Source organism: Pantoea sp. 22096 (genome assembly GCF_052045955.1).
Lineage (GTDB): Bacteria > Pseudomonadota > Gammaproteobacteria > Enterobacterales > Enterobacteriaceae > Pantoea > Pantoea alfalfae.
On sequence record NZ_JBQEPW010000001.1, the window covers coordinates 341,857 to 367,575 of the forward strand.

Sequence of the window (25,719 nt, forward strand, 5' to 3'; positions counted from 1 at the left end):
GTATATTAGCCAATCTGGTGGAATAGAGGTTACAAATGGCAGAACTCACGCAAGGCCGTGTAGACATTATCTCGCGCGAAAACGGCACACTCCTCTCACAGACCGCTGGCGGTTCGTCACAATCCATTAACCTCACCGAACCCAGCGTTGTGCGCATCAGCGGCACGCGCGACATGGTGACGCAGTTCGAGCGCCAGGGTAACGATCTGGTGCTGAAAATGCGAGACGGTAGCACGGTACGCTATCAGAAATTCTTCCTCGACGACGCCGATGGTCAGCACAGCGAACTGGTGTTCGATGATGGGGTCAATCCACCGGAACATGCGCTCTTTCCGCAGACTGCCGAGGGTGCTGAACTCGCCTCCAGTTCGGTGACGCCCACCTATGAATCACTCGACAGCGTAGAGCCACTGCTCCTGGCGGATAACACCAACACCTCAATGGGCGTGATAACAGCGGGCGGTCTGGGTGTGCTCGGCTTAGCCGGGCTGGCCGTTGGCATCGGCGGCGGTGGTGGTGGTGGCGGCAACGATGGCGGCACCGATCCCGGTACACCGGTTACGCCAGGGACACCTGCTATCACTCTGAATACATTCGCTGGCGACGATGTACTGGATAACGCAGAAAAAGCCACCGACCAGGTGCTGAGCGGCACCACCAGCAATGTTGAAGCGGGACAGATTGTCACTGTTACGCTGGGCGGCCAGACCTACAACGCTACCGTAGGTGCGGACGGCAGCTGGAGCGTTACGATCCCGGCAGCGGCGCTGGCGGGACTGGCTGCAGGCACCACCACCATCGATGTCAGCGTCACTAACACAGCAGGCACGGCGGCCACCGGCAGCCTGCCGATTACCGTCACCGCTGCCGATCCTGGTACGCCTGTGACGCCAGCTATCAGCCTGAACCCGTTTGCGGGCGACAACCTGCTGGATAACAGCGAAAAAACCACGCCACAAACGGTATCCGGCTCCACCAGCAATGTTGAGGCAGGTCAGATTGTTACCGTCACGCTGGGTGGTCAGACCTACAATGGCACCGTGGGTGCGGATGGCAGCTGGAGCGTTGCGATTCCGGCTGCGGCACTGGCAGGACTCGCGGCAGGCACCACCACCATCGGCGTCAGCGTCACGAATGCCGCAGGCACGGCGGCCACCGGCAGCCTGCCGATTACCGTCGCCGCCGCCGATCCTGGCACGCCAGCGACGCCGGTCATCAGCCTGAACCCGTTTGCGGGCGACAACCTGCTGGACAACAGCGAAAAAACCACGCCACAAACGCTGTCTGGCTCCACCGGTAACGTCGAAGCAGGACAGATTGTTACCGTGATACTGGGCGGCCAGAGCTACAGCGGCAGCGTAGCAGGCGACGGCAGCTGGAGCGTCACCGTGCCTGCCGATGCGCTGAGCGCGCTGGCCTCAGGCACCACCACCGTCACGGCAACGGTCACTAACCAGGCGGGAACCGCCGCCAGCGGCAGCCTGTCTCTTACCGTAGAGGCACCGCTGACGCAGCCGGGTACGCCGGTCATCACCATCGATCAGTTTGCCGGGGATGACATACTCAGCAATGCTGAGAAAAGCGGTGACCAGCTGCTGAGCGGCTCGACCACCAACGTCGAAGCCGGCCAGATTGTCACTATTACGCTGGGCGACCAGACCTATAGCGCGCTGGTGGATGCGCAGGGCAACTGGAGCATCACGCTGTCGCCTGCACAGCTGAATGCGCTGGCCGCCGGAACGGTTGCCATTTCGGCGGTCGTCACCAATCAGGCTGGCACTGAAGCCAGCGAAAACCGCGCCATCACCGTCGATACGCCGGTGGTTACGGGCCCGCCAGCGGTCACAGTGGATGACTTTACCGGTGACAATCAGCTGAGTAATGCGGAGAAAGCCGCTGACCAGATCGTGACCGGCAGCACCAGTAACATCGAACCCGGCCAGCGGGTGACGGTGACGCTGGGCGGTCAGACTTACAGCGGCAGCGTGGATGCGCAGGGCAACTGGAGCATCACATTGCCATCAGCGGCCCTGAGCGTACTGGCTGCTGGTGAAACAACCCTGACGGTTTCGGTCAGCAATGCTGCCGGTAACACCGTGACCGGCAGCCTGCCGATCAGCGTGGAAGCGCCAGTCACGCAGCCGGGCGAGCCGACCGTGACCATTGGTCAGTTTGCCGGTGATGACATTCTCAGCAACGATGAAAAAGGGACGGCACAGACCCTCTCCGGCACGACCACCAATATCGAAGCGGGCCAGACGGTAACCGTTACCCTGGGGGGGCAGACTTATCCCGGCACCGTCGATGGCAGTGGAAACTGGAGTGTGATTATTCCGGCAGCCGCGCTGGGCAATCTGCCAGCGGGCTCGAATGCCATTGGCGTCACCGTCAGTAACGTCGCGGGCGTAACCACCAGCGAAACCCGCGATATTTCGGTGGATGTGCCGACAACAGAGCCAGGCGTACCCGCCCTGACCCTGAATGATTTCGCGGGCGATAACGCTCTGAGCAACGACGAAAAGGCGGTTGATCAGCTGGTCAGCGGCACCACCAGTAATGTTGAAGCCGGACAGCTGGTGACGGTTACCCTGGGCGGACAGACCTACAGCGCCAGCGTGCAGGGTGATGGTAGCTGGAGCGTCACCGTTCCGTCAGCTGCGCTCAACGCGCTGGCAGCCGGCACGACCACACTCACCGTTTCGGTCAGCAATGCGGCGGGCGATGTCGCCACAACCGCGCAGCCGATCACCGTCGAAGCCCCGGCAACGCAGCCGGGTCAGGCCACCGTGACCATCGACGCCTTTGCCGGGGATGACATCCTCAGCAACAGCGAGAAAGCCAGCGACCAGTTGCTGAGTGGCACTACCACCAATATCGCTGAGGGGCAGCAGGTTACTGTCACGCTGAACGGAGAAACCTTCACCGCCACGGTTGGCGCAGATGGCAGCTGGAGCGTCACGATTCCGGCCAGCTCGCTGGCCGCGCTGACAGCCGGAAGTGCGACCCTGAACGCTACGGTTAACAATCAGCCCGGCACCCCCGTCAGCGAAACCCGCGACTTCCTGGTGGAGTCATCGGGCACTGCGCCAGGTACCCCGACATTAACCATCAATGCCTTCGCTGACGACAACGTCCTGACCAACGATGAGAAGCTGGACGCTCAGGCGGTCTCCGGCAGCACCACCAATGTCGAAGCGGGACAGATTGTCACGGTGACGCTGGGCGGCCAGAACTACAGCGGCACGGTCGGCGCCGATGGCAGCTGGAATATCGCTATCCCTGCCGATGCACTCGGTGCGCTGGCGGCGGGCGCAGCCTCGCTGGTCGTGACGGTCAGCAATGCGGCTGGCACCACCGTCAGCGATACGCTGGGAATTACCGTGGAACCACCAGTTACTGAGCCGGGCCAGCCGGTGATCACGCTCGATCAGTTTGCCGGTGATGATGTCCTGAGTAACGACGAGAAAACCAGCGATCAGCTATTGAGCGGTACCACCACCAACGTTGAGGCGGGTCAGATTGTTACGGTCACGCTGGGTGATCAGACCTACAGCGCCACGGTTGGCGCGGATGGCAGCTGGAGCCTGAGCATTCCTGCCAGCGCGCTGACGGCCCTGGCGGCGGGCAGTGCCACCATCGCGGCCACGGTCACCAGTCAGGCAGGCGTAACGGTAAGCGAAGATCGGGTGATCGCGGTGGAAGCGCCTGCGGAGCCGGGCACGCCGACAGTCACGATCGCTCTGTTTGCCGGTGACGATCTGGTGGATAACAGCGAGAAGGCCGTCGATCAGACGCTGTCCGGCAGCACCAGCAACGTGGAGGCGGGCCAGACGGTCACCATTACCCTGGGGAGTCAGAATTACAGTGCGCTGGTCAACCCGGACGGCAGCTGGAGCACGCAGATCCCGTCTGCGGCGCTCAGTGCCCTGGCGGCAGGCTCCACGGCCATCACGGTTAGCGTCACGTCGGTAGCCGGTGCTTTAGCCACTGACAGCCGTGACATCAACGTGGCGCCGGCAGCCGGTGAACCTGGCGTGGTCTCTATCAGTGAACCTGTCAGCGTTGATGGTTTCCTTAACCTGCAGGAATTGAGCAGCGATCTGATCATCGGCGGCTCGGCGGTGGGCGTCAATCCGGGCCAGGCGGTGCAGCTTAACTTCAACGGCAACACTTACAGTGCGGTGGTGGGCAGTAACGGCTTCTGGAGCGTTACCGTTCCGGCGGGCGATCTCAATGGTATCACCGACGGTGTGAAACTGATCTCCGTCACCGCAACCGACGCCAGTGGTGCGCTGCTGACCGACTCCGCTCAGCTGAATGTGGTCACCACCACACTGCCGCAAATCACGCTGAATGAAAGCGCGATTACCGATGGCATTCTCAATCAGACCGAAGCGGGCAGTGATCTGCTGATCGGTGGCAGCACCGGTAAAGCGGTGGCGGGCCAATTGGTCGAAGTACTACTCAACGGCAAAACCTACAGCACCACGGTCAATGACGACGGCAGCTGGGACCTGACGCTGCCTGCCGCCGATCTCGCCTTACTGTCGCAGGGCGCTAACAGCCTGACCATCACCGCGATTGATGAGGCGGGCAACCGCGTGGAGGAGACGCAGAGCTTCAGTGTCGACACGCTGCCACCGAACCTGATTGTGGCGGAAGTCGCAGGCGGTGATGGTATCCTTAACAGCACGGAAGTAGCTGCAGGCGTGCCGGTCAGCGGTTCAGGTGCGCTGCCGGGCGAACGGGTAACGGTCTCGCTGAACAACGTCATTTACAGCGCAACCGTGGATGAGCAGGGCAACTGGACAGTCGATCTGCCGCCAGCGGCGCTGCAGGCGCTGTCAGATGGCAGCAGCTATACGCTGGTAGTGACCCTGACCGACGCCAGCGGCAATATCGCCACCCAGGCGCAGACGCTGGCAGTCAGCACGCAGCCGCCGGTTGCCACCGTCACCGTACCGGGCGGGGATGGCGTTCTGACCAATAATGAACTCACTGAGCCGCTGCTGATCAGCGGAACCGGCACCGCGGGCGACAGTGTAGCGGTCGGGTTAAATGGTAAAACGTATGCTGCTATCGTGGACGAAAACGGTAGCTGGCGTGCATCCGTCCCGGTTGCCGATCTTGCCACGCTGACCAACCAGACTTATCCGGTCACCGTGACCGTGACCGATCCGGCCGGTAACAGCAGCACGCAGGATACCGATCTGCGGGTTGCTACCGAAGTACCTGCTTTAACCCTGAATCCTCTGGACGCTGACGGCGTGATCAACATCAGCGACGCGCAGCAGCCGCTGATTGTCAGCGGAACCGGCGACGAAGGTGACATCATTCGCGTCACGCTGAATAACCTGACCTACAGCGCCGTAGTGGCGCAGGATGGCAACTGGAGTGTAAACGTTCCGGCTGCCGATCTGGCGGGTGTGCCCAACGGTACTCAACTGGTCTCGATCGTGGCGACGGACGCGGATGGCAATACCACGCCAGCCAGCAGCTCGCTGATTTTCGCGACCACGCCGCCACTGCTGGACGTCTCTACGCCGGGCAGTGATGGTTATATCAACATCGCTGAACACACGCAGGATCTCACCATCAACGGACGCGGAGGGACGCAGGGCGACACGGTGGCAGTCAGTTTCAATGGCGAGACTTACACCGCCACGGTTGACACCAATGGCGCATGGAGCGTGACGGTACCCGCTGCCATCATCAGTCAGCTGGGAGACGCTCTCTACCCGGTTGACGTGGTCATCAGCGACGCTTATGGCAACAGCACGACCGTCGCTTCCAGTGTCACGGTGCTGGCGGCAACGTCACCGGCACTGACTATTGATCCTGTGACCGGCGATAACCAGGTCGACAGCGCGGAACAGCTCACGGACATTCTGGTCACCGGTAGCGTCACTGGCGTACCGGCCGGTCAGCCGGTATTACTGACCATTAACGGTCAGTCTTATGATGGCGCAGTGCTGGGGAACGGAAGCTGGAGCGTGACTCTGCCCGCCGGATCGCTGGGTGCCGCAGGCGATAAAACCTTTACCGTGGCGATTACCGACGTGGCCGGAAATCCGGCACTGCCTGCCGAGGGGCAGTTCACCGTGATCGCCACCAACGTGCCGTCGCTGTCGATTGCCCCGATCAGTGATGACAACGCACTCAACGTGCTGGATGCGCAGAGCGATTTGATCCTCAGCGGCAGTTCCGCAAACCTGCCGGCTAACAGCCCAATCAGCGTGACGCTGGTGCCGGGCGGCACTCTGTACAGCACCACAACCGATGAAACCGGTAGCTGGACCCTGACCGTGCCCGCCGCCGACCTGGCGAACCTGGCGCAGGGTAATACCACCGTTACCGTCTCCTCAGGGGATGTACAGACCAGCCAGACGCTGCTGGTGGCAACGACGCCGCTGGCAGAACCCCAAATCAACACACCTTTCACTGACGGCATTCTCAACACTGAGGAAGCCAGCACAGCGCAGACGCTGACCGGCTCTGTCCAGCCTGGCCAGGCCGTCAGCGTGACCCTGGGTGGCATCAGCTATCCGGCAACGGTAGCGGCAAATGGTGACTGGAGCGTCACGCTGTCGCCCGATGCGCTACAGGCACTGGCGCAGGGCAGCAATCCCGTTACCGTAACGGTGAGCGATGTCGCGGGTAACAGCACCAGCATCATTGAACCGATAACGGTGGATACCGGGGTACCGGCGCTGACCGTTAATCCGATTGCCACCGATGGCATTATCAATGCGGCTGAAACAGTCACCGATCTGACCGTCAGCGGCACCGTCGCCCCGGGCAGCAGCGTCAGCTTTGTGCTGAATGGTGAGACCTACAGCGCCACGGTTGCCGCGGATGGCAGCTGGACCGCCACCGTACCCGCTGCCGATCTGCAGCAGCTGACTGATGGCCGTTACGATCTCAACGTGACCGTTACCAGCGTCAGTGGCAACGTTGCTACCACGCCATTGCCGGTCACCGTGGCTACCACCGCACCCGACTTTAGCATTAATGCGCCCGCTGGCGATGGCGTGCTGAACATCGCGGAGCAGGCTGCTGGCTTCAGCTTCAGCGGCGCAGGCAGTGATGGCGACCGCGTCAGTGTGACGCTGAATGGCGTCACCTATACCGGCACGGTTGATGCTGATGGAAACTGGGCACTGGCCGTGCCGCCTGCTGCGCTTGCCGGTCTGACCAACGGCAGCAGCTATCCGGTGGTGGTCACCGTCACCGACGCGGCTGGCAACAGCAGCAGCCAGAACAGTGCGCTGACGGTTGCCACCACGCCGCCTCCGCTGGTGGTCGCCCCGGTCAGCGGTGACAACGCGCTGAGCACCGCTGAACTGGCGGAGCCGCTGGTCGTCAGCGGCAGCGGTCAGAACGGCGACATTGTCACGGTCCAGCTCAGTGACCAGCTCTACAGCACCACCGTCGGCGTAAATGGGCAGTGGACGCTGCAAATCGACGCGAGTGATCTGGCGGCGCTGCCTCAGGGCACGAATCCGCTCACCGTTACCGAAATCAATGCTAACGGGAATCAGAGCAGCCAGGTGGTTGAGCTGAATGTGGCAACCTCGCCGGACGTGCTGCCTGTGCTGACTGTCGATAGCAGCGCCTTTGCCGGTGACGGTATCGTCACGGCCGCCGAACAGTTACAGCCGATTACGGTGCGCGGCAGCAGCAGTAACGTCGAAGCGGGCCAGCAGGTCGTCATCACCCTGAACGGCACCGACTACAGCGGCGTGGTCGGGGCCAGCGGCAACTGGAGCATTACGCTGCCTGCGGGCGCACTGGCAGAGCTGGGCGAGGGCAGTCAGACGCTGAACGTCAGCGTGATCAACGTCGTCGGCAACAGTGCCAGCAGCCCGCTTAACTTCAGTGTGGACAACACGCTGCCATCGATCGCGCTGGCACCGATCAGCGACGACAACTACCTCAATGCCCAGGAGCTGGGCGGTGCCGTTGTGGTCAGCGGCAGCACCAGCGGCCTGCCTGATGGCAGCATTATTACTGTGCTTGCCAACGGCACCACAGCCAGCACCAGCGTGGCGGCCGATGGAAGCTGGAGCCTGACCTTACCGGCAGGCACCTTTAACGGCGCGGCCGATGGCGCGCAGACGATTACCGCCACAGCCAGCGATGGCAGTGGACAACAGCTTGCCACCAGCGACGTTATCCTGACGGTGGTGGCCAGCACACTGCCGGTGGCCACCCCAGGCGTGGCCTTTGATGACGGCATTCTCAACGGCGAGGAAGCCCTCAGCGGCGGCGTGATCACCGGTAACACTGGCGTGCCCGGTGACGGCCAGACGGTTATCGTCACGCTGGGCGGCACTAACTACAGCGGCACGGTCGACGCAGCGGGTAACTGGCAGGTCGCGGTTCCGCCAGCGGCGCTCTCTGCGCTACCACAGGGCACCACGCCTTACACCGTAGTGGTCAGTGATGTGGCAGGCAACAGCAGCCAGGCTGACGGCAACCTGGTGGTGGATACCCTGCCACCGGTACTGAACTTCATCACCCCTTCCGATGGCATTATCAACGCCGCTGAGAGTCAGCAGCCGCTGACGCTGACCGGCAGCAGTGAAGCCAATGCACTGATTGTGGCCAGCTTCAACGGCACCAGCCTGAGCACCACCGCAGACGTCAACGGCAACTGGTCGCTGGATCTGCCCGCCACGGTTTATACCGGGCTGGGCAACGGCACCTATCCTCTGACCGTGACCGCCAGCGACGCAGCAGGTAATGCCAGCACCACCAGCCGCGATCTGGCGCTGAAAGTAGAGGCTGGCACGCTGCCGACCCTGACGCTGGATGCCTTTGCCGGTAATAATGTGGTCGATGGTGCGGAACGCCTCACCGATCAGCGTCTGACTGGCACCACGTCCAACGTCGAAGCGGGCCAGCTGGTCACCGTGACCCTTGATGGCACGGTCTACAGCGCCGCCGTGCAGGCGAGCGGAGCATGGAGCCTGATCGTGCCAGCCGGTGCGCTGGCGGCGATTGCGGATGGCAGCGCCAGTTTCACCGTGGCGGTCAGCGACGTGGCGGGCAACACCACCACCACTAATCTTACCTTTGACATTAACAGCAATGCGTCTGGCCTGGCGATGGATGCCATCAGTCAGGACAACTATCTGAATGCACAGGAGCTGGGTCAGCCGCTGATTGTCACTGGCACCTCGGCGAATGTGCCTGAAGGCAGTCTGGTCACGCTGCTGTTTAACAACATCAGCTACACCGCGCAGGTCTCGGCCAGTGGTCGCTGGAGTGTGATCGTTCCGGCTGAGTCACTGACGGCGCTCGCCGACGGGCCTTACACCGTCGCGGTCACCGCGACGGACAGCGGCGGGGCGACCCTGAGCAGCGAAGCCGCGCTCAGCGTGCTGGCGACGCTGCCAGCACCGCAGATCGTCTCTGCTTTTGGCGATGGTCTGCTTAACAGCAGCGACATCACCACGTCACAAACCCTGAGCGGCACCACAGGTGTGACAGGTGACGGCCAGACGGTGAGCGTGCTTCTCAACGGCGTGACCTACAACGGCACGGTCGACAGCAATGGCAACTGGCAGGCCAGCGTGCCAGCCTCCGCGCTGGCCGTTCTGCCGGAAGAGACGCTTAACTACACCGTTAACGTACAGGATGCGGCGGGTAACACGGGCAGCAGCCAGGGCAGCGTCACGGTCGATCTGACGCCACCGACCCTGTCGCTTGATCCGGTTGCGGGCGACAACAGCGTCAATATCGCTGAAAGCACCGCGCCGATTGTGCTCAGCGGCAGCAGTAATGCCGAAGCCGGTCAGCAGGTCACTCTTACCCTTAACAACCAGATCTGGACCACCACCGTCACCCAGGATGGCGTCTGGAGTCTGACGCTGCCCGCGGGTGCCCTGGCAGGGATTCCGGCCGGTGCGTATACCCTGACCGTGACGGTCAGTGATGCGGCGGGCAATCCGGTTACGGAGACGCGTGAAATCACCGTCGCAACCGGTGCCCTGTCGGTCAGCATTAATACACCATTTGGCGATGGCTATCTTAACCAGGCTGAAACGACGGTCAGTCAGACGCTGAGCGGCAGCACCGGCGTCGCGGGCGAGGGTCAGACCGTCAGCGTGACGCTGGGCGATAATGACTACCCTGCTGCAGTCGATGCGCAGGGCAACTGGACGCTGATCTTAACGCCAGCGCAGGTGCAGGCACTGGGTGAGGGCGTGACGACCCTGGTGGTCAACGCCAGCGATGCCGCCGGTAACAGCGGTTCACTGACCAGCGCCGTCACGGTCGATCTCACACCGCCTCCGTTAAGCATCAATCCTATCGGCAGCGACAACGTTATCAATTCAGTTGAGGTGCTGGAAGCAGTCGCGATTAGCGGAACCGCCTCAGTCGCGGATGCCGGACAGACGGTCACCGTCAGTTTCCAGAATACCGATTACACCACCCGGGTCCTCTCTGATGGCACATGGCAGGTGACTCTGCCTGCCGGTGTCGTACAGGGGCTGGCGGATGGCAGCTATCCGGTCGATGTGACGATTAGAGATGCGGCGGGTAACCTGACCACGGTGACCCAGACGCTGACGCGTGATGCTGACAGCCTGAATCTGCCGACCCTGACCATCGGGACAATCAGTGACGATAACTTCCTTAACCAGGCCGAGTCGCTGCAGGATCTGAGCATCGGCGGCACCAGCACCAATCTGTTGGAAGGCCAGCTGGTCACGGTAACGCTGAACGCCATTCAGTACAGCGGCACGGTGGCTGCGGATGGCAGCTGGACCGTAATCGTTCCGGCTGCCGATCTGGGCAATCTGCCGGATGGCGATCAACTGCTGGTTGTCGTCTCAGCGGATACGTCTGGCAATCCGGCCAGCGCCAGCGCCAGCCTGGTCGTGCTGGCCAGCGCGCTGGTTCAGCCAACGCTGACTCTGAACGTGGTGGCAGGCGATGATGTGATCAATGCGACTGAGGCCACCACGGATGTCGCGGTCAGCGGCAGCAGTACCCTGCTGGCGGCAGGAACGCCGGTGACCGTGTCGTTTAACGGTACTGATTACAGCACCACGATTGATGCTGACGGCAACTGGACGGTGACGGTACCGTCTGCAGCCTTCATCAACGTTGCGCCGGGCAGCACGCAAACCTTTACCGTCACCGCCAGTGATGTTGCCGGTAACCCGGCCGTCGCCACGCAGGAGGTCAGTTTCAGCACCACACCGCCTGTACTGGCAGATATTACGGTCAGCGCGGGTAACCCCCTTAATCTGGCGGAGTCGCTGCAGGATCTCACCATCAACGGCACCACCACGGGCGCCCTGCCGGTGACGGTAACGGTGACGATGAATAATGTCAGCTACACGGCCACGGCGGATGCTGACGGGAACTGGACCCTCACCATTCCCACAGCCGACGTGCAGCAACTGGCAGACGGCCCTAACGTCATCATCGTGTCGGTCACTGACGCGGCGGGCAATGTCACCACCGACACCACCACCACACTGGATGTGGCGTTTAATACCCTGCCAGCGCTGACCCTGAACACGCCGTTTGGCGATGCGCTGGTCAGTGCAGCCGATGCCGAAGGCGCGTTAACACTAAGTGGTGACAGTACTAATCTGCCGGAAGGCAGCGTAGTGAATATCACCGTCGGCACACAGACTTTCAGCACCACCACCGATGCCAGCGGTAACTGGACGCTGAACCTGGCTGCAGGCGCACTGACGGGCCTGGACGATGGACTGACACAGGTAGTCGTCACCGCCGCGGATGCGGCAGGAAATCCGGCGCAGGTTACCGCAGGCGTTGAGATCCTGCAGAGTGATCCTGTTTCAGCCGCCTTCGACACGACACTGTTCGGCGATAACATCATTAATATCAGCGAAGCCGGTTCCGTTCAGCTGGTAACCGGCACCTCCACCGTCGTGCCGGGCCAGACCCTGAGCGTCACGGTAGGCGATGACAATATCCCGCTGTCGGTGACGGTCGATGCCAATGGCAACTGGACTGCCAGCCTGCCCCCAGAGTTCATCGCCAATCTGGGAACCGGTGAACACACGCTGACCCTGATTACCACGGATCGGGCCGGTAACAGTATTGAAACGACCAAAACGTTCGTCGCCGCGATTACGCCGATTGCTAATCCAACGCTGGATACGCCATTTATCGATGGCCGTATCAATGCTGAAGAGGCCGCTGCAGGCGGATCCCTGACCGGTACGGTAAACATTGATAATGCCACCTCGGTTACGGTAGCCGTTAATGGCACGGTCTATTCCGCTACGCTCAGTGCGGATGGTTCGCGCTGGTCGCTGGATCTGCCGCCTTCTGTATTGCAGTCATTGCCGGATGGCAACTGGCCGGTGAGCGTGACCGTCACCGACGCGAACGGCAACAGTGCCAGTACCAGTGGCACTGTGCTGGTGGCCGTCAATGCGCTGCCGGACGTGACGCTGAACCTGCCGTTTGGTGACGGTGCGCTGAACGCCACCGAAGCGGGAACAGAGCAAATCCTCAGTGGCACTACCGGCATTACGGGTGCAGGACAGACGGTATCGGTGCTGATCGCCGGCTTTAATGGCGACCAGCCGCTGGCCGCCACGGTGCAGAACGATGGCAGCTGGTCGCTGGCTCTGTCGCCGGCACAGTTAGCCACCTTCACCAGCGGCACGCATACCATTACCGTGACCGCCACCGATATTGCGGGTAACAGTGATGTGACGGCCCTGAGTGTGGTAACCGAAGTGGCTGTGCCTGTCCCAACCTTCAATACTGGCGCGTTTGGCGGCGATAACGTCCTGAATATCAGTGAAGCCGCGGCAGGTATCACCCTGACCGGCACCACCGGCAGCGTGGGGGATAATCAGGCGGTCAGCATCACTGTTGATCTCAATGGCAGTCTTTATTCCGGCTCGGTGGATGGCAACGGCAACTGGACCGTTGACCTTCCTGGCAACGCGCTGAGTTCTCTGGGTAACGGGACGCAAATCCTGACGCTTAACGTCGTGGATGCGGCGGGTAACAGCGCATCAACACAGTTGCCGTTCACCTCCGATCTCAGCGCGCCGCAGCCTGCGGTCAATCCGGAATTCCTCGGCGGCTATGTGAATAGCGGCGATGTTGACACAGGCATTACGCTAAGCGGCACCACCGGTGAGGCGGGCGCGAATCAGACGGTGCAGTTAACGCTGGGCGGCACGACTTACCCTGCAACAGTGGATGCCAATGGCAACTGGACAGTGCCACTGACACAGGCGCAGCTTTCAGCGCTGCCGGATGCCACCTATCCGGTTACCGTGACGGCAACGGATGCAGCGGGCAACAGCACGACCATTAACAGTTCGCTGGTGCTCGATAAAACCCCGCCGGTGCTTAGCTTCACAGCCTTTACTGGCGACAACGCACTGAACTACGCCGAGAGCATTCAGCCGCAGATCCTCAGCGGCACCGCGTCAGGCGCTGAGACCGGTGCCGTCGTCACGGTGTCGCTGAATACCACAACCCTCGGCACGGCAATAGTTGACGGTAACGGCAACTGGAGCGTGACGCTGACGCCGGAGCAGATGGCCACCTTTACGCCATCGACCACCCTGGCGCTGGCCGTGACCGATCTGGCAGGCAATACCGCAACCAGCAGTGTCCCGCTGACGGTGGATCTGACGCCACCGCCAGGCCCGCTGGTCACGCTGGGTACGGTGTCAGGCGACAATATCATCAGTTCTCAGGATGTGGCGGGTGGCGTGGTGTTAAGCGGTACTTCGGCTAACCTCGGCACGAGTGGTTCAGTGACGGTCACTATTAACGGTCAGACCTATGCCACTACGCTGGATGCATCGGGCAACTGGTCAACGGCTGCGTTGCCAGTCACTGCCTTTGGCAATGCGGACGGCAGCGTCGCCATCACGGTAAATGCCACTGATGGCACGACCCCTGTCACCGTTAGCGGTAATGTGCTGATTGATCTGACGCCACCGGCTCTGACGATTAATGCCTTTGCGGGTGATAATCAGGTCAATGGTAATGAAAACGCCACCAGCCAGGCAATTAGCGGCACCGCCGATGTCGGTGAAGCAGGCCGTACGGTGGTTGTGTCCTTCAACAACCAGACTTACAGCGCCGTAGTGCAGAGTAACGGCACCTGGTCCACCACCGTTCCTGCCAGCGCGATGCAGGCACTGACCGATGGCAGCGCGCCGGTGATCACCGCGCAGTTGGCGGATGTCGCCGGTAACGTGACGACCGTGACACAGCAGGTGACGGTGGATACTGCCGCGCCGCTGGTGCAGGTTGACGCGCTGGCGGGTGATAACGTGCTTAACGCCGCTGATCTGGCCGTCAGTCAGGTACTGACAGGCAGCGCACAGGGCGCAGAAGGCCAGACCATCGGCCTCTACCTGGGCGATGCCGCGCCGATCGCTACCGCAACGGTGGGTGCAGATGGCCGCTGGAGCATCGATCTTGCACCGAATGTCCTGTCGGGCCTCACTGACGGCGCGCTGGTGTTTGGCGTGCGGGTGAATGATTTAGCCGGTAACCAGACCGACGCGACGCTGACGGTCAACAAAGTAGTTAACAGTGCGCTGACGCTGGTGGTTGATTCGGTATTTGGCGACGGCACGCTCAGTGCGCTGGATACCACGGTGGCGCAGACCATCTCGGGAACGGCGACGTCGGCAGGTGTCGGGGCCACGGTATCGGTGGTACTGGGCGGCTCCACGCTCTCTGCTTCGGTGGGTCAGGATGGTAAATGGGCCATCGTGGTGCCACCTGCGGTGCTGGATCTGGTCACGGACGGCAATCTTGCGGTTAACGTCACCCTGACCGATGCGGCAGGCAACACCCGCACGGTGGGTGAAACCGTGACGGCGATTGTTGATGCGGTGCCGGTGGTGGGCGCGCTCACCGGGCTGTTTGGCGGCGATAACCTGCTGAACATTGCGGAAGCGGCTGCCGGACAGCTGGTAGGTGGCGTAATCAGTAATGCGGCTGCAGGTTCACAGGTGACGGTGACCTTTGGCAGTAAAACTTACAGCACGACAGTGCAGGCGGGCGGAGCATGGAGCGTTAGCCTGCCGGGCAGCGATCTCACCTCACTGCTTGATGGCAATCTGACGCTGGGCGTCAGCGTCCGGGATGCGGCGGGTAACGTCGCCTCGAACAGCGCGTCGATTGGCATCTTTACCCAGACACCCTCCATTTCCCTGACCTCTCTGTTTGGCGATGGCGTGCTGAATCTGGCTGATATCGCCACCGGCCAGGTCATCAGCGGGGTGGTGAACAACGTTGCGCAGGGCAGTGTGGTGACGCTTTCAGTGGGCAACAGCCAGCTGACCGCGACCGTGGGTGCGGGCGGCGCCTTCAGCGCCACGGTGACGCCGGATATCCTGGGCACCCTGGCGCAGGGCAATCTGACGGTCGGCGCGTCAGTAACGGATGCAGCGGGGAATACCGCCAGCACCAGCGCCGGTATTCGCGTCGATACGCTGCTGCCAACCATCACGGTAAATCCGCTGTTTGGTGATGGTCTGCTGAACGTAGCGGATGCGCTGGTAACCCAGGTGATTGGCGGCGTCGTCGGTGGTGCAGAAGCGGGATCGCGTGTTGTCGTATCGGTGGGTTCACAGCAGTTTGTGACGGCAACCGATGCCAGCGGCAACTTTAACGTCTCACTGACGCCTGCGCTGCTGCAGGGAATTGCGGATGGCAATCTGACCGTCGGCGTCAGCGTCACCGACAGCGCCGGTAACACCAGCAGCACCACTGCCGGCGCGCTGGTAGGTATTCACAATCTGCCGAAGGTTACGCTCAATCCGTTGTTTGGTGATGGCGTGCTGAACCTGGCGGAATCGCTGGTTACCCAGACCATCAGCGGCACGGTCTCCGGCGTGGCAGCGGGCAGCAGCGTCAGGCTGGCCATTGGCAACACAACAGCCACCGTGCTGGTCAACGCTGATGGCACCTTCTCCACCACCGTTTCGCCAGCTGTGCTCTCGACACTGCTGAACGGTAACTTCACCGTCAGCGCGGCGGTCACTGACCCGGTCGGCAACGTCAGCAGCACCAGCGCAGGCGTGTCACTGGGGCTGGTGCAGCCAACCCTGACGGTGAATACGGTGTTCGGCGATGGCGTCCTGAGTGCCGCCGATCTGGCCTCGAACCAGACGCTGAGCGGGACCTCCAGTCTGTCGGCCGGTTCGACCGTCAGCGCCACGCTGAACGGCCTGACCTATACCACCAAAGTGGTGAGTGGCGGCAACTGGAGCATCAGCGTGCCGAAAGCGGATCTTGCCGCGATCACTGACGGCAGTAAAACCGTGACGGTGACCGGCACAGATGCCTACGGTAACGTGGCGAACAGCAGCGGAACACTGAGTGTTATCAGTCAGTCAACGCCTGTGGTCGCCATTACCTCACTGTTTGGCGACAATGCGCTGAGTGCAGCCGATGTCAAAACCGCGCAGACTATTTCAGGCACCGCCAGCAACGCCGAAGGATCGGTAATACGCGTTACGCTGGGTGGCCAGACTTACAGCACCACGGTGAGCAGTAACGGCAACTGGAGCCTCTCTGTACCGGCGGCCAACCTCGCCGCCATTGCGGATGGTCTGCAGACCGTGACGGCCAGCGTCATCAACGGCGCGGGCAGCAACGGTTCCACCTCGGCGTCGCTGGGTGTGGTGAGTCACACCATGCCGACCGTCAGTGTGAACAGTTTCTTTGGTGGCGATGGTTATCTCAACATCGCGGAAGCCAATACGGCTGAAACCATCAGAGGAACCAGTACCAACGCGGCGGGCGGTACGGTAACGGTTAACGTGGCAGGCAATGTCCTTACCACGACCATCGGCGCGAATGGGGCATGGAGCATCAGCGTGCCGTCAGCGACGCTGAAAGGGATCGCAGATGGCAGCCATCCACTGACCGTGACGGTGACGGATATTGGGGGCAATACCGCGACCAGCACCAGCAGCTTTACTGCGCTGTCCCATAATCAGCCGCTGGTCGGGGTTGATCCGGTGCTCAGCATCGTCGGTTCTCTGCTTACCGGTCTGGTCGTGCAGGGGGGATCGCTGAATGCAGCGCAGGGATCGAAAGTCAGCGTGACGCTGCTGCTTTCCAACGGCAGCAACGGGCCAACGCTGAACACCACCACCGATGCGCTGGGGCGTTACGCGGTCAACTTCTCACCCTCACTGCTGTCGGTGGGTGGCCTGCTGCTGTCGCTGAACACGCTGGCAAAAGTCTCCATCACTGACGTGGCCGGTAACAGCTACACCACCACCAACACTCTGTTGCTGGGTTCGCTGCTGCCGGCAACGCTGGCGGCAACCGAGTCGGTGGCACTCTTCTCGGTAGCGGACGACAGCGTTACCGTCGCCAGTGCCAGCGTGGAGACGCAGCATAGCAGCAGTACCAGCAGCGACGATAACAGCGCCCATGTAGCCGTGGCCTCGACGCTGATTACCGAAGCGGATACGGTGACGCCGGTCAGCAGCAGTGAAACCGTGGTAGCCAGTGACACCGCTGTGGCGGCGGCACCGGCAGAGGAGGTGGGCTACACCATTGGCGGCGTCGTGATTACGCTGGCCGATGGCAGTACGGCAGAGGGCGCTTCGGTGATCGGCAGCAGCGGTGCAGATACCGTGACGGTCAGCGATCTTAACTTTACCCATATTGATGGCGGCGCAGGCACCGATACTCTGGTGCTGAATGGTGAGTATCTCAATCTGGATCTCACCGCGCTGGGCCTGAAAGTTGAACACATTGAAGTGCTTGATTTGGGTAAAACCGGCACCAACTCCGTGAAACTCGATCTCAATGAGGCACTCAATATTACGGACAAACAGAGTGATGATTTGCTGATCAAAGGCGCAGAAGGCAGTCAGGTCACACTGGCGAACAGCAACGGCGGTATCTGGGAAGTGACCGGCGAGCGCACGGTGGAGGGCAGAGTCTTTGAGATCTACCACAACTCGGCGCTGAGCAGTGAAAACACCCTGGGTGATGTGCTGGTGCAGCAGAACCTGCAGGTCCACGTGGCGTAGTCACAGCAACGTCTGTCAGGTCGCTCTGAGAAGCGGGTGCGTAAGCACCCGCTTTTTTTATTTTAGTCACGTAATAATTTCACTTTCCAGATTATCGCCACTATCCATTAGCAGAATGAAAGATTAGGGTAAGCGCAGCAAACGGCGTTACGCCGTAAATCAGCATTCTGGCTCCATTTGTCGCTTTTATCAGCGTCCTCTTTCATCATCCCTGTTACCTGCGGGTAATCAGTTCCGACCAGCGAAAACGGGCAGCGTCAGCTGACCCACTACCTATCGACAGTCTTAACGTCCGGTTTATCCGGGCCCTTTGGTCTGCATTTCTGTTCTGAACTGAGGTTACCTATGTCAACACGCGATACGCTTCGTTCCGTCCGGTTCGAATCCATTTTCCAGACGGCGGTGAGCGACTTTGCCGTCGCCGACAGCGCGCTGCCCGCCATTGCGCCAGTCACAACGCAGAGTCTCTCTCTGCCTGTTACCCCTTTCTCTGCGGAGTCACCGCATAGCAGCCCGCTCAACTACAGTGCCCTGGCTGTCAGCGCGGTTGAGAGTCCCCCTCCTGTTGCGCTACGCCCCTATGAACCTCTTGCTATGGATGGTGTTATTGCCGGCTGGGAGGCGCAAAAACCGGTACATCTGCGCGGCCGGGCGGAAGGCGAAGCAGGCTCAACGGTCACACTGACGTTCAACGACCAGAGCTGGCACAGCACCGTTAACAAGTGGGGCTACTGGAACGCTTCCATGCCGGCTGAGGCGCTAAAAGGTGTGCCGGATGGCAATCACTCGCTGACGCTGACCCTTACCGATAAAGCGGGCCACAGCACCACAACCGACGTCGATTTTGGTCTCTATGTTGACCGCACCATCAAACCGACACTGACAGTGGACACGATCAGTGGCGACAACGCGGTAAATATTGCTGAGAGCATTTACGGCGTTGAAATCAGCGGTAGCGCAACGCACCTGCCGGCGGGGTCGGTGCTGAAATTAACGTTGGGCACGCAAACGACCACCGCCGTCATGGGACGTGATGGCAAGTGGTATGGCTCTTTCCAGGAAAGTGATATGAAAGCGCTGGCGGATGGCGTCTACAGTCTGAAAGTCACGGCGACCGATCCCAATGGAAAAACCGCGACCGAATATCACGATCTGACGTTGATTACTCACCTGAGTAGCGTGCCCATCATCACCTTTGATAAGGTCACGTCGGACGACGTCATTAATCTGGCGGAAACCCAGCAGGATCTGCTGCTGAGCGGCACGCTCTCTACCGTGATGCCGGGTCACCGGCTGGTGATCACCGGTGCCAACCAGAAAGATTATGCCGCCACAATAGGCGAAGATGGACACTGGCAGGTGGTAATCCCGGCAGCGGATGTGCCCGCTTTTATCAACGTTGGAGAAATTCGTGCCTGGTCGATCGACGGGGCCAAAAACTACCTTGACGTCACGCATGAGCTGAATATCCACACCGGTTTTATTCCGATCTACACCGAAATGGATATCGGCGGTGACATGACGCTTAACTATCAGGAGGCGCAGCACGATCTGAGCTTCTACGTTGAAGGTGCCAACACCCTGGAGATCAACGGTAAAACCTACCAGCCTGATGCCAAAGGTATGGTAACACTGACCTCCAGCGAGCTGCTGGCACTGCCGGATGGCCCGGTCGCCGCCATCTTTCACCGCTGGGATGAATATGGCAACAGCGACACCCAGACCAGCGATAAACTCTTTACCGTAGCCGTGCATCAGCGCCCGACGCTGACCCTGGATACGGCTTTTGGTGACAATAAAATTGATGCTGCCGATGTCAACAGCTGGCATCTGATCCAGGGTAGCTCCAGCCATCTGCAACCGGGCAGCCTGGTAGAATTAACGCTGGGCGATCAGCACTACAGCGCCAGCGTAAAAGCGGATGGTGGCTGGGCGCTGACTATTCTGGCCGGACAGCTGGCACCGCTGGATAATGGTGAGTACCAGATGACGGTCAGCGGCAAAGACAGCGCCGGTAATCTGGCCACGGCCAGTCAGACGGTGCAGGTGGCATCGCATACCGAAACGGCCAGCCTGATGGCGGACCAGACGGTGGATAATGTGCTTGAAACCGTCACTCTCACTCAGCAGGCAGAGACTGCGTACGTTGCGCACACCTCCACGGCTTCTGCTGTTCCGCAGGAGAGCCATCTCTTCTCCGATGTTCCTTATACCCTTGCCGACCATCTGCTGCAGCATCCTGCAGCACAGCCGATAGTCTGACGCCGACACATTAGTAAAAGCACTGCCTTCCGGACAGGTTTGTTAAGCCTGTCTGGATTGGCATGGACTTGTCTGATGGTTGTTTTTCGTCCGTTCAGGAGAAATATTAATGATTTCATCTATTTTTAGCAGGAATAAGCGCGGGATATGATCTAATAATGTTAAATGTCGTTTGGCGTCCCGCTAACAAACCATAAAAAAAATAAAGCAATAACGCTGTCTGGCTCTGAGACATACTCCTTTTAGCTCGCTTTGTTCACCAGGAAAAACACCATGATGATAAGAACCCCTGCTGGTATTGATGATGAACAAAGCGCGATTAACTTTTTTGTTGTGCGCCCTGAGTGGCGTGGCAGTGCACGCGGCCTTTGCCGCACCGTTACCTAAAGCCGAATTTAACTGGCGTGCTGCGCCGACCGAAGAACAGATTGCCAGCTTAACGCTGCGCGACGCCATTCTCCGGGCCTTCGCCCGCAATCCGAAAATCTCGGAAGCGGCGGCACAGATCCACGTCGGCAAGGGGGATATGGATGCCGCCCGCAGCGCCTGGTATCCGCAGATCTCACTGCAGGGTGCCGCGGGACGCTCTCACCAGACCGACTCCGCTGGCAGTCTGAACAATAATGGCTCCGGCGGTATCACACTCAGTCAACTGCTTTATGATTTTGGCCGCACCGGCAGCGCCATCGATGAACAGCATGCGCTGTCAGATGCCTATCGTTTCGGCTTGTTTGATTCGATGACTACCGTGGCGGAAGATACGCTGCAGGCCTACCTTGAAGTCAAACGCTATCAGGCGCTGTCTGAAACGGCGCACACCAATATCGCCTCGCTGCAGCGGGTTCGGGATATTGCAAAACTGCGCGCCGATGCCGGACTCAACTCGCAGTCAGATGTTTTGCAGGCGGAAACCCGCATCGCCGCAATGCAGGCCACGCTTGAGCAATATCGTGCCCAGCACCGTTCCGCCACCGCGCAGCTGACTGTGCTGACCGGCGTGGTTCCCGCCACGCTGCCGGAACTGCCACAGGCGCTGCTTAAGCAGCAGATCACCCTCGACAAAATCGCCTATGAAAGCAGCGCGGCGGTGCGCAGCGCGCAGTCGAAACAGGAAGCCGCCCGTGAACGGGTGCGCCAGGCAGAGTCCGGTCACTGGCCGACGATTAAAGTGCAGGCGGGCCGGACCCGCTATGAAAACGATCGTGCGTCTTACTGGGATGATGAAGTGCAGCTGCAGGTGGAAGCGCCGCTTTATCAGGGCGGCATGGTCAATGCCAGAACCGCGTCAGCGGAGGGCGATCGTGAAGCGGCGCAGGCCGCAGTTCAGCAGGCCAAACTCGCCATTAATCAGAATGCCTCCACCGCCTATGCCGACATGATTGGCGCGCAGCAACGGCAGGCTGCCGGGGAAGTGCAGCTGGCCAGCGCCGACCATACCCGAAATGTCTACGCCGATGAATATCGCCTGAGCAAGCGCAGCCTGAACGATCTGCTGAGCGTGGAACAGGATGTGTTTCAGGCTGACAGCTCACGTATCACCGCGCTTTATGACGGCTGGGATGCCACCGTGCGCTATGCCGCCGCGGTAGACAATCTGCTCGATATCATGGGTATCGATCGCCAGCAAAGCAGCGGCGATCTCCTTCCTTCGCTGCAATAGCGATAAGGCATTAATAATGAGTACATCAACCCTGAATACCGATAACTGGATTGCCGCCATGCTGCGCGTCGCCGCGCGATTCGGTAAACCTGCCGATGGCAAAACCCTGCGTCAGCAGATGCGCTGGTTTGAACATCTGCCGGTGTCCCAGCAGCTGGAGCGGCTCTCCGGGCTGCTGGGATTGCATCTGACCATGGTGCCGCAGAACAAACTGCGCTGGCGTCAGGAGATCACTCCGGTAGTGCTGGTGCTGGAAAATGCCAGCGTGGCGGTGCTGGAGAGCATTGATGCCGACGGCAGCGCGCGCTACTGGCTCAGTGAAGGCGGCGATGTGGTGCGTGAAAGCGCCTTATCGGAACTGCTGGCACGTGCTCAGGGCGATGTCGGGGTGATAGGCGTAGCGGCGCGTGGCCGGGATGCGCGTATCGACGAATTCGTTCAGCCCTATGAGCCGCACTGGTTCTGGAAAAACTTTCGCGGCATGGGGCGCCGTATTACCGAGATCTCGCTGGCCTCAGTGATCAGCAACGTGCTGGCGCTGGCCGGTATTCTTTTTTCGATGCAGGTCTACGATCGGGTGATTCCGGCGCAGTCGCAATCCACGCTGTGGGTGCTGTTTGTCGGGGTGCTGATCGCCGCGGCCATTGAGTATGTGATCCGGCTGATGCGCACCCAGGTATCAGACCTGATGGGTAAACGCATCGACCTCAAAGTCTCGGCCATGCTGTTTGCCCGGGCGATGAGTATCCGAAATGAGGCGCGGCCAAAATCGACCGGCTCCTTTATCTCGCAGCTGCGTGAGATCGACCAGGTGCGCGAGTTGCTAACCTCAACCACGGTGGGTGCAGCAGCCGATCTGCCGTTTGTCATCCTGTTCCTGTTTATCATGTCATTTGTGGGGGGCTGGCTGGTGCTAATCCCGCTGGCGGCGATCCCGCTGATCGTCATTCCCGGCCTGCTGGTGCAGATTCCGATGGCGAAGCTGGCCAAAGAGGGGCTGCGCGAGGGCGCGCTGCGCAATGCGGTGCTGGTGGAGACCATCGAGGGGATTGAGGATATCAAGGCGCTACAGGCGGAACCCTATTTTCAGCGTCAATGGGAACAGACCCACGAAGTCAGCGCTTCAATCAGCAATCAGCAGCGGTTATGGGGCGCGCGTCTTACCGGCTGGGCGTCAACCGTGCAGCAGCTCACCTATGCCGGAATGCTGGTGTTTGGTGTCTATCTGGTGCTCGATTCTCAAATCACCACCGGTACGCTGGTCGCCTGTAGCCTGCTCTCATCCCGTACCATCGCCCCGTTAATGCAGCTGACGATGGTTTTCTCACGCTGGCAGCACGCCAAGATGGCGATGAAAGGGCTGGATGAGCTGCTGAAAAAGCCACTCGATCAGCCTGAAGCCGCTACGCTGGCGCACTGTCCGACGCTTACCGGCCAGTACGATCTGCGCAATGTCCATTACAGCTATGACGAAGAGAATGAAAAGAATGTGCTCAACGTGCAGCAGCTGCAGATCAAGCCCGGCGAGAAGATTGCCATTCTGGGTAAAGTCGGGGCAGGGAAGTCGACGCTGCTGAAGATCCTGGCCGGTCAGGCGCAGGCCACTCAGGGCAAGGTGATTGTCGATGGCGTCGATATTGAGCGTATCGATCCTGTCGATTTACGCCGTCAGCTCGGCTGGCTGTCGCATGACTCCCGTCTCTTCTTTGGCACGCTGCGGCAGAACCTGATGCTGGGTAATCCCCACGCCAGCGAACAGGAGATGCTGCAGGCGCTGCGCATCAGCGGCGCACTGTCGCTGGTCCAGCAGGATGCCGCCAGTCTGGATCGCATTATTAATGAAGGCGGACGCGGACTGTCAGGCGGGCAGCGTCAGATGGTGATGCTGAGTCGTATGATCCTGCGGCAGCCGCAGGTCGTCCTGCTGGATGAGCCGACTGCGGCCATGGATGAACAGCTGGAGGAGCATGTGATCCGTCAGCTACAGGGCTGGATCAGTGGCCGGACGCTGGTGCTGGTGACGCACCGGCCGGCGCTGCTGAAGATGGTCGACCGTATTGTGGTGATGGATAACGGCCGGATTGTGGCCGATGGTGCGCGTGACGAGATCCTGCGCCGTGCGACGACGCCAGCGACGCCAGGGAAAGGAGATGCTGCATGAGTCTGGTTATTGTTGATAAAGATCTTGCCCGTCATGAGCGCCGGACATCGGCGATTATCTGGCTCTGCACCGCCGCACTGGCAATTTTTCTCATCTGGGCGCACTTCGCCATTCTGGATGAGGTGACAGTCGGCATCGGCAAGGTAACACCTTCCAGCCGCGCGCAGGTGATCGACAGCCTGGACGGCGGCATCGTCAAACAGCTGAATGTGCATGAGGGCGATATTGTTGAGAAAGGGCAGGTGCTGGCCACGCTCGATCCGACGCGCTTCCAGTCCAACTTCGGCGAAGCACAGGCCAAAGTGCGCACGCTGCGTGCCTCATCCGAAAGGCTTGAGGCGGAGTTGTCAGGCACGCCGCTTACGTTCAGCGCCGAAACCCTGAAGGAGCCGAACCTGGTCACGCGCGAACGGCAGCTCTACGAGTCGCGTCGTCGTAATCTCACCGAAACCATCAGTAACCTGCAGCAGTCGCTGAGACTGGTACAGGATGAACTGCGGCTGACGGAACCGCTGGTGGCTAAGGGTGCGGCAGGGCAGGTCGAGGTGATTCGTTTGCGCCGTCAGGTCAGCGATCTGCGCGGTAAAATTGATGAGGCGCGTAACGACTATCTGGTGCGCGCCCATGAAGAGCAGGTGAAAAACAATGCCGAACTGGATGCACAACTGCAGGTTGCTGCGGGCAAAGAAGATCAGCTGACGCGTGCCACGCTCTACTCGCCGGTACGCGGCATCGTCAAAGATATTCAGGTCACCACGGTCGGAGGCGTACTGGAGCCGGGCGGTAAACTGATGGAGATCGTGCCGCTGGAGGATCAGCTGCTGATTGAGACGCGTATCAATCCACGTGATATCGCGTACATCCGCCCCGGTCTGGCCGCCACCGTAAAAGTGACCGCCTATGACTCTTCTATCTATGGTGATCTGCCCGGCGAAGTTGAAACGGTATCGCCCGATACCCTGCAGGATGAGGTAAAACGCGATCAATATTACTATCGTGTTTACGTTCGTACTCAGAAAGCAGAGCTGACCAACCGTGCCGGACGAAAATTTCCGATTGTGCCGGGTATGGTGGCTAACGTGGAGATTAAAACCGGTCAGAAATCGGTCATGGACTATCTGATTAAGCCGCTGAATAAAGTCAAAGAATCGCTGCGCGAGCGCTGAAAATCAGCACCATCCCCACTCTCCGCCTGCTTAATTACGGTGATAAATTAACATGGCGGATATTTCATCATTCAGGGCGCAAAGCGTGCGAAATTTAGCACTCTGTGCGGAACTGGGGCAGAGTTAATTTAATCAGCTTAAGAAAGTTTACGCAGATATAACGGAACGGCAAATTTCAGGCAAAAAAATGCCGGACAACGTGTCCGGCGGGAAATAATAAGTTGTACATCTCATTCGGGGAGAATGAAGGTAATAATGGAATAAATGATGATAGCGGGGACTATTCTATTACCAGATGCCGTAAAAGTTTTATCATTCAGTGCTTCATAAAGCTCTGATGCAACCTGTTGATAACAAACAATACGAATTGAGATTAACGATTCGTGCGCTGATTTTTATCGATCTGTGCTGGTTATTAGTTCCCCGATATTT

At 60.0% G+C, this 25,719-nt stretch carries 5 protein-coding genes; all 5 read left to right on the forward strand.

Annotated elements, in window-relative coordinates; genetic code table 11:
- The first annotated feature begins 35 nt into the window (after positions 1 to 35).
- The 5 genes from ACTJKZ_RS01585 (at position 36) to ACTJKZ_RS01605 (ending at position 25,287) form a co-directional block, all read left to right on the forward strand.
- A complete protein-coding gene (locus tag ACTJKZ_RS01585) occupies positions 36 to 18,038 on the forward strand; it encodes an Ig-like domain-containing protein (RefSeq protein ID WP_440829129.1) in 18,003 nt (6,000 codons plus the stop codon).
- A gap of 345 nt (positions 18,039 to 18,383) precedes the next feature.
- Entirely contained in the window at positions 18,384 to 20,300 is a 1,917-nt protein-coding gene (locus ACTJKZ_RS01590; protein WP_440829130.1) for an Ig-like domain-containing protein, read from the forward strand.
- A 304-nt stretch (positions 20,301 to 20,604) separates the two neighbouring features.
- Positions 20,605 to 21,960, forward strand: coding sequence for a TolC family outer membrane protein (locus ACTJKZ_RS01595; RefSeq protein WP_222925462.1), 1,356 nt, complete (start codon positions 20,605 to 20,607; stop codon positions 21,958 to 21,960).
- A 16-nt stretch (positions 21,961 to 21,976) separates the two neighbouring features.
- Entirely contained in the window at positions 21,977 to 24,121 is a 2,145-nt protein-coding gene (locus tag ACTJKZ_RS01600; protein ID WP_440829131.1) for a type I secretion system permease/ATPase, read from the forward strand.
- Entirely contained in the window at positions 24,118 to 25,287 is a 1,170-nt protein-coding gene (locus ACTJKZ_RS01605) for an HlyD family efflux transporter periplasmic adaptor subunit (RefSeq protein ID WP_161732172.1), read from the forward strand. Before ACTJKZ_RS01600 ends, ACTJKZ_RS01605 begins: the two co-directional genes overlap by 4 nt.
- The last annotated feature ends 432 nt before the right edge of the window (positions 25,288 to 25,719 follow it).